Here is a 13,410-nt window from a genome sequence, read left to right on the forward strand (position 1 = left end):
AACATAAGTGGCTCTGCCTCGATGTAGTTTAATAAAATTTATGCAAATATCGTAAAAATCGCAATGCAAATTACTGCCAAAACCACACCACGAGCCATAATTTCCTTATTCATTTTTAGCAAAACGCCAAAAGCAACCAAATCAAGAATAGCGCCCAAGGTGATTAATTTGCCCAATTTTCCTTCCGATTTCATGGTTTGGATGCCAGTCATAAAATCAAAATCAGTAAAAAAAGTGATAAAGAGAAAAATCCCTAAAACACAAACCAAAAAGCCTATAAAAAAACCTATCAATATGTCTGTCTTATTCATTCCATTTCCAGGTGTTGAGTTGTTGTATAGCGTGATGTGCAGTCAAATCAAATTGAACTGGCACCACAGAAATATAGCCATTGGCAAGAGCCCATTCATCAGTGTCTTCGCCTTTATCTTCGTTTACAAATTCGCCAGTGAGCCAATAATAATCTCTGCCTTGGGGTGTTTTTCGTTTGTCGAATTTTTCTATCCAAAGTGCTTTTGCCTGACGACATATTTTAATTCCTTTAATATCTTTTTCTTCTAATTTTGGAAAATTGACGTTCAAAACTACACTTTCGGGCAGTCCTTTCTCTAAAACTTCCAAAGTAATCGTCTTTATAAAAGACTTTATAGGTTCGAAATTGGCATTCCAACCATAATCTAAAAGGGAAAAACCTATAGCAGGAACACCCTCGATTCCCGCTTCGACAGCGGCACTCATCGTTCCAGAATAAATAACATTTATCGAGGAATTAGAACCGTGATTGATTCCTGAAACGCACAAATCTGGTTTTCTTTTTAGTATTTCATTCGTGGCTAATTTAACGCAATCAACAGGAGTTCCAGAGGTGCTGTATTCTTGAATAACATCATTATCCTTAGAGATTTTATTGATATACAAAGTGTTGTTTATGGTAATCGAATGTCCTGTGGCGCTCTGAGGACTATCGGGAGCGACAACAACAACGGTTCCAATTTGGGACATAACGGAAATCAACGCGCGAATTCCTGGCGCCGAAATGCCATCGTCATTGGTTACTAAAATTAAAGGTTTGTCTTTTTTCACGGTTAATTTTTTAATAAGAAATTGAAGGGTTTTCTATAAACAAAGAAACAAAATTAATCTAGTTCGAGGATTAAACCCGAAAAAAATATACTATTTTATATCTTTAACAAAAATTTATAGGAGGTTATGCCGTTGTTGGCACAGTTTTTACCGTAATTTGAATTTTAAATATTTATGGATACAATTATTAACTTTATGAAAAGAAATTATAGAATCCTCATAGCAGTTGTGTTACTTTCGGTGACATTATTTGCATTTAAAATTAATTCTGACAGAAGCGATGATCCTGAAAAGGACAAAATGCTATTGGAATTATTGACATTTGTAATAGAAAAAGGGCACTATGATCCAGCTAAAATTGACGATACCTTTTCTAAGGGAATTTACAAGGATTATATTGAAGCTTTAGATCCATCTAAACGATTTTTCTTGCAATCGGATATCGATGAGTTTTCGAAATATGAAACACTTCTCGACGATCAATTATTGAACAAAGAACTAACCTTTTTTAACCTCACCTACAACCGTTTGATGAAAAGAATGTTGGAAGGAAAAGGGTTTTACAAAGATATTTTGAACACTCCTTTCGATTATTCTATTGACGAAACATTCAATACGGATTACGAAAAAGCGCCTTACGCCAAAAACGCTTCGGAATTAAAAGAAAGATGGCGCAAACAAATCAAGTTGTCCACACTTTCATCATTGACGGATCGCTTGAAAATTCAGGAAAACAAAGAAAAAGGAATTGTCGATAAAGACGACAAAAGCACTTTGGAAGTATTGAACCCCAACGAATTTATAGAAAACACAAGTAATGTTGAAAAGGGCAAAGCTAAGGATGATAAACCAAAAACTTTTGAAGAATTAGAGAAAATTACTCGCGAAAGTTCGTTGAAATCATTGGACGAATATTTTGGATTTATGGAAGATCTAACCAGAGATGAATGGTTTTCTGTTTATGTAAATTCTATAACTGCGAGATTTGATCCACATACTAATTATTTTCCACCAGAAGAAAAAGAGCGTTTTGATGTCAGTATTAGCGGAAAATTTGAAGGAATTGGAGCGCGTCTTCAAAAGAAAAATGACTTTACCGAAATTACCGAACTTATTTCTGGAGGACCAGCTTGGAGAGGAAAACTACTTGAAGCAGGCGATGTCATTATGAAAGTGGCTCAAGGAAACAAGGAACCTGTTGACATTGTTGGAATGCGTTTGGATGATGTTGTTAAAAAGATAAAAGGAGCAAAAGGTTCTGAAGTTCGGTTGACTGTCAAAAAAGTAGATGGTTCAATTAAAACCATTTCTATAATTAGAGATATAGTCGAAATTGAAGAAACTTATGCCAAATCGAGTGTTGTTGAAAGAAATGGATTAAAATATGGGGTGATTTATTTGCCTAAATTTTATATCGATTTTGAAAACAAAGACGGCCGTGATGCCGGAAAAGATGTTGCCGCTGAAGTAGAATCATTGAAAAAAGAAGGTGTCAACGGAATTGTACTTGACGTTCGTGATGATGGTGGAGGTTCGCTTTCGACTGTGGTAGATATTGCTGGATTATTTATTGAACAAGGACCAATTGTACAAGTCAAATCAGCTGGAAGGCAAAAAGAGGTTTTGTACGATAGAGATAAAAAAATCGAGTGGGATGGCCCATTGGTTATTATGGTGAATAGTTTCTCGGCTTCGGCTTCTGAAATTTTGGCCGCAGCCATTCAGGATTACAAAAGAGGAATTATCATTGGCAGCAAACAAACTTACGGTAAAGGAACGGTTCAAAATGTAATCGATTTGAATCAGTTTGTACGTAGTAGCGACAAAGGTGATTTGGGCGCTTTGAAAACGACGACTCAAAAATTTTATAGAATAAATGGAGGTTCTACTCAGCTCGAAGGAGTGAGTAGCGATGTAGTCATGCCTGACCGATATGCTTATTTGAAAATGGGAGAACGCGATGTAGATAACGCTATGCCTTGGGATAAAATTGATCCTGCACAATATACTGTTTGGACGAACAACGCAAAATTTAGCAAAGCTATTGCGGATAGTAAAAATAGAATTGCTAAAAATCAACAGTTCAAATTGATTGAAGAAAATGCCAAATGGATTGATGAAAGGAGCAAAGAAAATGATTATAGTTTAAAATTAGAGGAATTCAAAAAGAACCAAAGAGCCATTGAGGAAACCAATAAAAAATTCAAATCTATAGTGGATTATGATTATCATTTAAAGTTTGCGTCTTTGCCTCAGGAAGCCGAAGCTATGAAAACAGATATTTCTCTTAAAGAAAAAAGAGAAAGATGGCACGAAAGTTTATCTAAAGATATTTATGTAGAAGAAGCCTTGAATGTTTTAGATGATTTGCAGTCAAAGGCTGTTGTGAAAAAAAGTGCTCCTGTAGCTATGAAGAAACAAAAACTAGTTAAATCATAAACGAATCACTTTTGATGAATATATTAAAACAGTAATTTGCTGTTAAAACGCTCTGGAAATTCAATAAGAATTTCCAGAGCGTTTTTGGTTTGGGAGTACTTTTGGCCTTGCCTTTCGGATTGTTCTCTGCCTTTGTTTTGTCGAAGGAGGAATCGAAAATTATAAGTCAAAATCACAAACAATATTTTGATTATTGGCCAACATCGACTACCAACCAAATTGTAAAGCACGATTATTATATCTTGTCCTATAACGAAAAATACGAACAAGCAGAATGGGTTGCTTATGAATTAAAAAAAAGCTTTGTGAGAAGCAGTAACTTTGAAAGGCCTTATTTCATTGAAGACCCAAAAGTAAAAACACGCTCAGCCGATTGGAGAAATTATAAAAAATCGGGCTATGACAAAGGACATCTTTGTCCTGCGGGCGATATGGAATTTGCTATCAATGCTTATAATGATACTTTTTTTACTTCGAATATTTCGCCTCAAACACACGATTTCAATGGAGGAGTTTGGAATCGATTAGAACAAAAAGTACGTTATTGGGCGACTAAATATGATGGAGTTTTTGTAATTACGGCGGGAGTTTTACAGCCTAATTTAAAAACCATTGGTCAAGAACAAGTATTGGTTCCCAATTATTTTTATAAATTTTTGTTGGACAATTCCAATGGACAATACAAAATGATCGCTTTTTTGGTTCCAAATGCAAAAAGCAACAAACCACTGTATGATTTTGTAGTTTCTGTGGACAGTATCGAAAAAATGACAGGAATTGATTTCTTTCCAAAACTAGACGATAAGACCGAAAATCGTTTGGAGAAAAACAGCGATTATAAGGCTTGGAGTTTTTAATTCTTTAAAAAACAAAAGCCACATCCTTTTTACGAACGTGGCTTTTTGACTTGTTTTGTTTGCCCCCGATGGCTCGGACATGTAAAATAGTCCTTGTTTGGATAGCGCAGATTTGCAATCTGTGCCCACAAAGCTAATCGATAAACTAACCTAATAGGGCTCTATATAGCAAGATTTCAAAGCTTACCACTCATTCACTTTATTGGCATCCATTTTTATAAAAATAAAAAGCAAAATAGTGAAACCCCAAAGTCCAGAACCTCCATACGAAAAGAAAGGCAATGGCACTCCAATGGTTGGAAAAACACCCAAAACCATAGCGATATTCACAAAGAAATGAATGAATAAAATAGCCGCAACACAATAGCCATACACGCGGCTAAATTTTGTTTTTTGTCTTTCAGCGAGGTAAATTATCCGAAGTAATAATCCAACAAAAAGACCAACTACAAGGAGTGAACCTAAGAAACCCCATTCTTCACCAACCGTTGTAAAGATATAATCGGTGTGTTGCTCGGGTACAAATCCTCCTTTGGTTTGTGTGCCTTCAAGGAATCCTTTTCCAATCCAACCGCCTGAACCAATAGCAATTTCAGATTGATTGGTGTTGTATCCGATGCCTTTCATGTCGACCGCTTTTCCGAGTAAAATGTTAAAGCGATCGCGGTGATGTTGCTTGAAAACGTTTGTAAAAACATAATTTACAGACAGAACAAAACCGGAAATTAAGGCAAAAAGAATACTGCTCATCACGATGTTTCTATCGCCTAATCTGGATTTAAAATAGATTAAAACAATAGCTACTAATGCCAGTAGAATGACATATTGGGGGTCTAATATAAGCGTAAGAACAAATAATACTATGGCGCAAAATCCTGTCCACAAATACCAAGCAGGCAAACCTTCACGATACAACACAATTAAAAATATGGTGTAAATCAATGCGCTTCCAGGATCAGGTTGAGGTAAAATGAGCATCACAGGTAAAAACACAATAGCCAATGCCTGAATTTGACGATTGACATCTTTTAAATTGATTTGCGAATCACTTAAATATTTTGCCAACGCTAATGCTGTTGCAGCTTTTGCAAACTCTGAGGGCTGAATTGTAAAACTTCCAATACCATACCAGCAACGTTGTCCAGCGATGGTTTTACCAAAGGCAAATAAACCTAATAATGATAATAGTCCAATTCCATATATGATACTCGCGTATTTTTCGTAGAATTTTCCGTCAACATAAAGAACAATAAAAATTAATGGAATGGTAAATAGAATAAAAAAGAATTGTTTTTCAGCAGTTCCTTCCATTGAAGAAAGAGAGGAGGAATAAATGTTCAACCAACCCATTAGCACTAATACTATGTATATAGCAATGCATATCCAGTCAATATTGTTGGTTAAACTTTGATTTTTCATTTGGTACTAATTAATTTTTTTAGTAGTGTCAATTTTTACTTTTGGAACTACTATTTTGCTTTTCGCAATAGAATCCTTTTTTCTCATTTCTTTTTTAATCACTTCTGAAAGTCCACCTAACTTGGCATATCGATCTTGCAGACTTCTTTCCAAAGTTCTTTTTTCTAAATCAGTTCTCGTGATTTTTCCTCTAAGGTATTTTTCAATCATCAAACTGGCAATCGGTCCAGCGATGGTTGATCCAAATCCTCCGTTTTCGACTAAAATTGCAATGGCAATTTTGGGATTATCTTTTGGCGCAAAGGCAACAAATATCGAGTGGTCTTCCAGCTGAGTTCTTTTACCATTTATTTTTGCAAAATTCTCGGCGGTTCCTGTTTTTCCACAAATTTCAATTCCTTCCACTCGCAAACCAGCGGCCGTTCCAAAATTATACACATCGAACAAACCTTGAATCATTGGCTTGAAATGGCTTTTGTCTATGGTTGTAACGTGCTTAGTGGTGAATTTTTTATCAATTTTCTCTCCTTCAATTTTTTTGATAATGTGAGGCGTGTAATAATAGCCTTCGTTTGCTACAGTAGCCATCATATTGGCCAATTGAATAGGAGTCAACAAGACTTCTCCTTGACCAATGGCGTTGGATATAATGGTTTTACCGCTGTATCCCCAACCCGGATATATTTTTTTATACGTTTTTGAATTTGGAATATTTCCTTTCTTACCTGTTGGTAAATCATAGCCCATAAATTGACCAAGTCCAAAACTTTTGACATGCTCACTCCACACATCTACAGCATAAGGGGTGTTATTGTATTTGCCAATGGTTCGTAAATAAACATTCGAAAAATAGGCATTACATGATTTATAAACTCCAACATTAAGATCACGCGAACCTCCACCACAATGGCATCTCTGGAATCGTCCAGGTGCATAAGCAAAACCGTGATTACACATAAAGGTTGTATGAGTATCAATCACATTTTCTTGAAGGCCTACAAGTCCAGTCAAAATTTTAAAGGGTGAACCAGGTGGATATTCTGCCAATAATCCCCTGTCGTAAAGTGGTTTTGCAATAGAGTCGTGATATAACATAGTATAATTCTTGGAACGCTGACGTCCTACTAAAATTGCTGGATCATAATTGGGTGCTGTTACTAAAGCTAATATTTCCCCTGTTTTGGGTTCAATGGCAACAATTCCACCTCGTTTATTAATCATTAATTCTTCACCATATTTTTGGAGTTCCATATCTATGGTAAGATTGATGTCTTCTCCCTGAACGGCTATTGTATCGTATTTTCCTTCTTTGAAGGAACCAATTTCACGATTGAATTTGTCTTTTTGAATGTATTTTACGCCTTTAATTCCGCGCAGAATTTCTTCATAGCTTTGTTCTACCCCTTGTTTTCCAATTAAATCCCCGCTGTTGTAATAAGGGTTTTCCTTAATTAATTTTTCGTTTACTTGTGTGATACCCCCAAAAACGTTGGCCCCAAAGTTTACTTGGTAATCGCGTAGGGAACGTTTCTGAAAATAAAAACCTTCGAATTTTCGAATTTTTTCCTGAAATGCCGCAAATTCACTTTTATTCAATTGCGCCAAAAATAAGGAAGGTAATCGTGGACTGTAAACTTTGGCTTTGGCTATTTTTTTTAAAAAATCATCTTTTGTAATATTCAATAATTGGCAAAACTCTAAAGTGTCTAAATTTTTTACATCTCTAGGAATAACCATGATATCATAAGATGGCTGGTTTGCCACCAATAATTTGCCATTTCGGTCGTAAATATAACCTCTTTCGGGATAGTCATATTGTATTTTTATAGCATTATTATCTGACTTTAATTTGAAAGAATCATCGATAACTTGTAAGTAAAAAAGGCGTAATACCAGTAAAGACGCTGCAATAATGATCATTGAAGGAAGCAACACTTTTCTCATCGTCTATTGGGCTTTGTAAGATATATTATAATGATGCAAATGATTAATGTAAAGGCCGAGCTCAACAGGGTTCGAAGTAAAATGTCTAAGACTAAAGTAAATTTGAATACTTCTAAAGTGAATAGAATTAAATGATGAATTAAAACCGAAAACAATAAAAAGGTGAATCTTTCTGGGGTAAGTACATCGTTCAATTTTATGGTTTGATATTCATAACTTAATCCAAAAGCAAACTTAAAAAGATACGGTCTATAATAGGCTAAAACGACACAAGCTGCTGTATGAAACCCTCCTGAATTGCTAAACATATCCATACAAAGCCCAAGGAAAAAACTAGCCGCTAATAGTCCTGATTTATTCCCGTTTACTGGGTATAATATGATAAAAAGAATATAAGGATAGGGACTGATATAGCCCAAAAAGTTCATATTATTGAAAATAATAATTTGAACAGCCAGTAGCAGTATAAAACGAAAAATATTTACGAATAAAGTACTATTCATCTTTTTCTTTCTTTTTTTCTAAATTTATAATTTCGTCGCGGTTTTTACTTTTGATGATATAAACGTGACCTAAACTCGTCATATCATTAAATAATTTAACATCTATTTTATAATAATTGGTTTTATCCTCATAATAAAGTCTGTCAACAGTTCCAATATTAATATTCTCTGGAAAAATAACGGATTGTCCGCCTGTTACTATGGTATCTCCTTTTCTTATGGATGCTAATCTCGGCACATCTGTCAATTGTACAAAACCAGTACTTTTGCCATCCCAAGTTAAAGAACCGAAATGATTTGATTTTTTTAGTTTTGCGTTTATCTGAGATTTTGTATTTAAAATACTGATTACAGTAGCGAAGTTGCTGGAAGTGTTATCAATTACCCCAACAATTCCTAAACTATTAATGACACCCATGTCGGATTTCACACCTTGAAGACTGCCCGAATTAATAGTTAGGTAATTTTCGTGTGTATTAAAAGTGTTGTGAATTACTTTAGAAACTATAATATCTGAGGGAATTACACCTTTCAGGCTGTCTAGTTTTGGAATTGCAGAAGTGTCTTTGGCATTAAAAAGAAGACTTCTTAATTTTGCATTTTCTTGTGCAAGCGCATCGTTTTGAGTTCTTAAATTCAAATATTCACTTACATTATTAATTCTTTCATAGACTCCGCCACTCAAAAAATTAGCCGAACTTATAAGCTTACTTCGATGATACGAATGGGATTGAATAGAAAGCGATAGTGAAATGCCTAAAAGCAGCAAAAACAGCAATCTATTACTGTTTTTATATATAAAATTAAATATTTGCTGCATTTCTTAGCTGTATGATATATGTTGAAAATTTAAACTCGCCACCCCTAAACTAAACATTTTATTTTATTAAAACACTTTTAAATCTAGCAAGATTTTTAAGTGCCATTCCAGTTCCTCGAACCACAGCTCTTAAAGGATCTTCGGCGATATAAACAGGTAAATCTGTTTTTTGTGAAATTCTTTTGTCAAGTCCTCTTAACATTGATCCTCCACCTGCAAGATAAATCCCAGTGTTGTAAATATCCGCTGCTAATTCTGGTGGTGTTTGAGATAAAGTTTCCATCACTGCATCTTCAACTCGTTGTATCGATTTGTCTAATGCTTTTGCAATTTCTCGATAAGAAACGGATACTTGTTTTGGTTTTCCAGTAAGTAAATCCCTGCCTTGAACCGACATATCTTCTGGAGGAGTTTCTAAATCTTCGATAGCAGCTCCTACTTGAATTTTTATTTTTTCGGCAGTACTTTCTCCAACAAAAAGGTTGTGTTGAGTACGCATATAATATACGATGTCATTGGTGAAAACGTCACCTGCAATTTTAACCGATTTGTCGCAAACAATTCCGCCCAAAGCGATTACGGCAATTTCTGTTGTTCCACCACCGATATCTACAATCATGTTTCCTTTAGGTTGCATAATGTCAATACCAATACCAATAGCAGCTGCCATAGGTTCGTGAATCAAATATACTTCTTTGCCATTCACGCGTTCGCACGATTCTTTTACGGCTCTCATCTCTACTTCGGTAATTCCAGAAGGAATACAAACCACCATTCTTAGTGCTGGAGTAAACATTCTTTTTTTCAAAGCGGGAATGCTTTTTATAAGCATGCTTATCATTTTTTCGGAAGCATCAAAATCAGCAATTACGCCATCTTTCAATGGCCTTATCGTTTTAATGTTTTCATGAGTTTTCCCTTGCATCATGTTGGCTTCTTTACCAACAGCAATGATTTTTCCTGAAACTCGATCACGAGCAACAATCGAAGGGCTATCAATAACAACTTTATCATTGTGAATGATTAAAGTGTTTGCGGTACCAAGGTCTATCGCAATATCCTCGGTCATGAAATCAAAAAATCCCATAAGTTTAATAGGGTATAAAAATTTATAAAAAAATAATGTACAAAGCTAAACAAATTAATGTTTGAAATGACGTGTTCCTGTAAATACCATTGCAACTTTATTTTCGTTGCAATAATCAATACTTAATTGATCTTTTATGGAGCCGCCTGGTTGAATAACTGCTGTGATTCCAGCGTTCTTTGCAATTTCTACACAATCCGGAAAAGGGAAAAAAGCATCACTCGCCATTGAAGCACCTTCTAAGCTAAATCCAAATATACGTGCTTTCTCGATAGCTTGCAACAAGGCATCCACTCTTGAGGTTTGTCCTGTTCCTGATGAAATTAAAGTTCCGTTTTTTGCAAATACAATCGTGTTCGATTTGGTGTTTTTACATACTTTAGACGCAAAAATCAAATCTTCTACTTCTTGTGAAGTTGGAGCTGTTACTGTAACGGTTTTTAAGTCTGCTTTAGTATCTGTGATGTTGTTTCTTTCTTGAACTAAAATTCCGTTTAGGCAAGTTCTTACTTGTTTTTGTGGTAATTCTACTTCGTTTTGAACCAATATAATTCTGTTTTTCTTTTCTTGTAAAATAACAAGGGCTGCTTCGTCATAACTTGGAGCAATCACTACTTCACAGAATAATTTGTTGATTTCGGTTGCAGTGGCCACGTCTATTTTTGTGTTCGCAATCAAAACTCCACCAAAAGCAGAAGTTGGATCGCAGGCCAATGCTACGTTATAAGCTTCGCTAATGGTTGGTCTTGTTGCCAATCCGCAAGCGTTATTGTGTTTCAAGATGGCGAATGTTGGTCCGTCATTTTTAAACTCGTTAATTAAATTTACCGCTGCATCAACATCTAATAAATTATTATAAGACAATTCTTTTCCGTGTACTTTTTGGAACATGGCTTCAAAATCACCAAAGAAAAATCCTTTTTGATGTGGATTTTCGCCATATCTCAAGATTTGACCTTTTTCAATACTGGTTTTAAAAATAGTTTCGTCCGTATTGAAATAATTGAAAATCGCTGTATCATAATGAGAAGAAACATGGAATGCTTTTGTAGCAAACATTTTTCTATCTTCTAATGTTGTCGCGCCATTTTGTGTGTTAATCAAATCCAAAAGCAAAGGATATTCAGCTACCGATGGAATAATTACAGTGTCCTTGAAATTTTTTGCAGCAGCACGAATCAACGAAATACCACCAATATCAATTTTTTCGATAATGTCTTCTTCGCTGGCTCCGGAAGCAACCGTTTTTTCGAAAGGATACAAGTCCACAATCACCAAATCGATTTGTGGAATGTCGTATTCTTTCATTTGTTGCACATCTCTTTCATTGTCTTGACGATTCAAGATTCCTCCAAAGACTTTTGGATGCAAGGTTTTTACTCTTCCTCCAAGGATAGATGGATAAGAAGTAACATCTTCTACGGGAACAACTGGAATACCTAGATTTTTAATAAATTCTTCAGTTCCTCCAGTGGAATAAAAGATTACATTTTGCTCGTGTAATTTCTTTATTATGGGTTCTAAACCTTCTTTTGAAAAGACAGAAATTAATGCTGATTGAATTGTTTTTGTGGTGCTCATTGTGTAGTTAGAATTTTGTGGTGCAAAAGTAGTTTTTTTGATGATAAAATTCAAATCTATTTCTGTAACAATATTTTAAAAAAAGCTACTTATGAGTTATTGAATTTTCATTAGGATTATGAATTATATTTTTGGAATTTTACAATAACATTAAACCCCGTTTTATGCTAGTTTATTTTCGACTATTATCTGAGAGTTTCCGTTTTGCGATGAATGCTTTGCGAAACAATAAACTGCGTACATTATTGTCGTTGCTTGGAGTAACCATTGGGATTTTTTCGATTATTGCAGTGCTCGCTGCCGTGGATTCATTGGATAGAAAAATCACTAAGGATTTGAGTTCTTTAGATAAAAACACCATTTATTTGATGAAAATGTCTTTTGGGCCTTCAGAAATTCCACAGTGGAAAAGAGAACAATTTCCGAATGTAAAATACGATGAGTACCTGTATATGAAAGGTGCAATGACCAACACCGATCAAATGGGTTACCAAATATTTACCAAAAGCGAATCCATAAAATACGGCTCGAATACCGTTACCGATGTCAATGTCGTTCCTGTTTCGCACGAGTTTATTGACATACAAGGGTTGGAATTTGAGGAAGGTAGATTTTATAGCGAGTCCGAAGCCAATTCGGCTGCTCCCGTTGCGGTAATTGGAAGTGATATTGCGAAATCTTTGTTTGAAGATGCCGATCCCATTGGAAAAAAAATCCGAATGTATGGACAACGCTTTACCGTTATTGGAGTTTTGAAAAAACAAGGTGCAGGAATGTTTGACAACAATGACAGTTCCGCTTTTATTCCGGTAAATTTCATCCGACAACGTTTTGGTGATAATAATAAAGGTTTAATTAATGTGATCATTTTTAAACCAACAAAAGGAGTAGATATGGATGCTTATAAAGCTGAAATATCTCAAAAACTAAGAGCCTTTCGCGGTGTGAAAGCAGGAGAAATCGATAATTTCTTTATAAATGTTTTCTCAGGACTTACGGATTTAATAGACGGAATTATTTCTCAAATGAATGTAGTAGGGTGGATCATCAGCGGATTTTCCTTGCTTGTAGGCGGTTTTGGTATTGCCAATATTATGTTTGTTTCGGTTAAAGAAAGAACCAATTTGATAGGAATCCAAAAATCTCTTGGAGCCAAAAACCGATTTATATTATTTCAATTTTTGTTTGAAGCCATTATTCTTTCGGTAATTGGTGGAATTATTGGTTTGTTGATGGTTTGGATTATTGCTATGGTTTTGACCAAGGCATTGGATTTTGAATTTGTTTTGGGAATGGGCAACATTCTTTTAGGAACAGGACTTGCCGCAATAATTGGTCTGATTTCAGGAATTCTTCCTGCAATCGCCGCTTCAAATTTAGATCCTGTGGAAGCGATTAGAACTGGATTTTAGTATTAAGGTTGCAGTTTTCAAAAACAATGTTTCTTTTTTTATTGACATTCCTAATTCTTTATATTTGTCACACTGTAAGCGTCTCAGAGCGCTTAAGCAATTAGTGACAAATAGAAAGAATGTTTACTTGTGAGCAATATTGTTACATTAAAAATGTTAAGAATATTATAATAAGACAATTGAAATTTAAAATGGTTTAATGTACTTTAGCTTTAGTTTAAAACATTCTTTTTAATGACCAACTCAGTGGTAAAAAAAACAATAA

General features: G+C 34.9%; 11 protein-coding genes. 3 read left to right on the forward strand and 8 right to left on the reverse strand.

All coding sequences use genetic code 11. The features are described 5' to 3' along the window. Positions 1-38: 38 nt before the first annotated feature. A complete protein-coding gene (locus FNW17_RS08845; protein ID WP_143389682.1) occupies positions 39-311 on the reverse strand; it encodes a hypothetical protein in 273 nt (90 codons plus the stop codon). Next, a complete protein-coding gene (gene surE / locus FNW17_RS08850; protein ID WP_143389683.1) occupies positions 304-1,083 on the reverse strand; it encodes a 5'/3'-nucleotidase SurE in 780 nt (259 codons plus the stop codon). Before surE ends, FNW17_RS08845 begins: the two co-directional genes overlap by 8 nt. Before the next feature lie 174 nt (positions 1,084-1,257). Between surE and FNW17_RS08855 the strand changes: the two genes are divergently transcribed. Then, positions 1,258-3,522 (forward strand): carboxy terminal-processing peptidase, encoded by a 2,265-nt coding sequence (locus tag FNW17_RS08855; RefSeq protein ID WP_144071455.1) that lies wholly within the window; start codon positions 1,258-1,260, stop codon positions 3,520-3,522. Between the two features lie 137 nt (positions 3,523-3,659). Beyond that, positions 3,660-4,379 (forward strand): DNA/RNA non-specific endonuclease, encoded by a 720-nt coding sequence (locus FNW17_RS08860; RefSeq protein WP_235893263.1) that lies wholly within the window; start codon positions 3,660-3,662, stop codon positions 4,377-4,379. Between the two features lie 183 nt (positions 4,380-4,562). On the opposite strand, the gene rodA is transcribed toward FNW17_RS08860, so the two are convergent. The 6 genes from rodA to purH are packed head-to-tail and all read right to left on the reverse strand — an operon-like array spanning position 4,563 to position 11,733. After that, positions 4,563-5,798, reverse strand: a complete 1,236-nt coding sequence (rodA, locus tag FNW17_RS08865; RefSeq protein ID WP_144071457.1) for a rod shape-determining protein RodA — start codon at positions 5,796-5,798, stop codon at positions 4,563-4,565. Between the two features lie 6 nt (positions 5,799-5,804). Then, a complete protein-coding gene (gene mrdA, locus FNW17_RS08870; RefSeq protein ID WP_143389686.1) occupies positions 5,805-7,742 on the reverse strand; it encodes a penicillin-binding protein 2 in 1,938 nt (645 codons plus the stop codon). Further along, positions 7,739-8,245, reverse strand: coding sequence for a rod shape-determining protein MreD (locus tag FNW17_RS08875; protein ID WP_143389687.1), 507 nt, complete (start codon positions 8,243-8,245; stop codon positions 7,739-7,741). Before FNW17_RS08875 ends, mrdA begins: the two co-directional genes overlap by 4 nt. Further along, on the reverse strand, positions 8,238-9,065 hold the full coding sequence (mreC, locus tag FNW17_RS08880; RefSeq protein WP_143389688.1) for a rod shape-determining protein MreC: 828 nt from the start codon (positions 9,063-9,065) through the stop codon (positions 8,238-8,240). Before mreC ends, FNW17_RS08875 begins: the two co-directional genes overlap by 8 nt. A gap of 58 nt (positions 9,066-9,123) precedes the next feature. Then, positions 9,124-10,152: a rod shape-determining protein gene (locus FNW17_RS08885; RefSeq protein ID WP_143389689.1), complete on the reverse strand. Its 1,029-nt coding sequence runs from the start codon at positions 10,150-10,152 to the stop codon at positions 9,124-9,126. A 54-nt stretch (positions 10,153-10,206) separates the two neighbouring features. Continuing rightward, positions 10,207-11,733, reverse strand: coding sequence for a bifunctional phosphoribosylaminoimidazolecarboxamide formyltransferase/IMP cyclohydrolase (purH, locus tag FNW17_RS08890; RefSeq protein ID WP_144071458.1), 1,527 nt, complete (start codon positions 11,731-11,733; stop codon positions 10,207-10,209). 164 nt (positions 11,734-11,897) lie between these two features. Between purH and FNW17_RS08895 the strand changes: the two genes are divergently transcribed. Continuing rightward, positions 11,898-13,145 carry an ABC transporter permease gene (locus tag FNW17_RS08895; protein ID WP_143389691.1) on the forward strand — a complete coding sequence of 416 codons (1,248 nt, stop codon included), beginning with the start codon at positions 11,898-11,900 and terminating at the stop codon, positions 13,143-13,145. Positions 13,146-13,410: the final 265 nt, after the last annotated feature.

The organism is Flavobacterium franklandianum, from assembly GCF_007097365.1.
Classification (GTDB): domain Bacteria; phylum Bacteroidota; class Bacteroidia; order Flavobacteriales; family Flavobacteriaceae; genus Flavobacterium; species Flavobacterium franklandianum.

Coding starts and splice junctions, on each gene's coding strand:
- FNW17_RS08855 (WP_144071455.1), top strand. CDS start 1,258: ATGGATACAATTATTAACTTTATGAAAAGAAATTATAGAATCCTCATA.
- FNW17_RS08875 (WP_143389687.1), bottom strand. CDS start 8,245: ATGAATAGTACTTTATTCGTAAATATTTTTCGTTTTATACTGCTACTG.
- FNW17_RS08895 (WP_143389691.1), top strand. CDS start 11,898: ATGCTAGTTTATTTTCGACTATTATCTGAGAGTTTCCGTTTTGCGATG.
- mreC (WP_143389688.1), bottom strand. CDS start 9,065: ATGCAGCAAATATTTAATTTTATATATAAAAACAGTAATAGATTGCTG.
- FNW17_RS08885 (WP_143389689.1), bottom strand. CDS start 10,152: ATGGGATTTTTTGATTTCATGACCGAGGATATTGCGATAGACCTTGGT.
- FNW17_RS08845 (WP_143389682.1), bottom strand. CDS start 311: ATGAATAAGACAGACATATTGATAGGTTTTTTTATAGGCTTTTTGGTT.
- purH (WP_144071458.1), bottom strand. CDS start 11,733: ATGAGCACCACAAAAACAATTCAATCAGCATTAATTTCTGTCTTTTCA.
- rodA (WP_144071457.1), bottom strand. CDS start 5,798: ATGAAAAATCAAAGTTTAACCAACAATATTGACTGGATATGCATTGCT.
- mrdA (WP_143389686.1), bottom strand. CDS start 7,742: ATGAGAAAAGTGTTGCTTCCTTCAATGATCATTATTGCAGCGTCTTTA.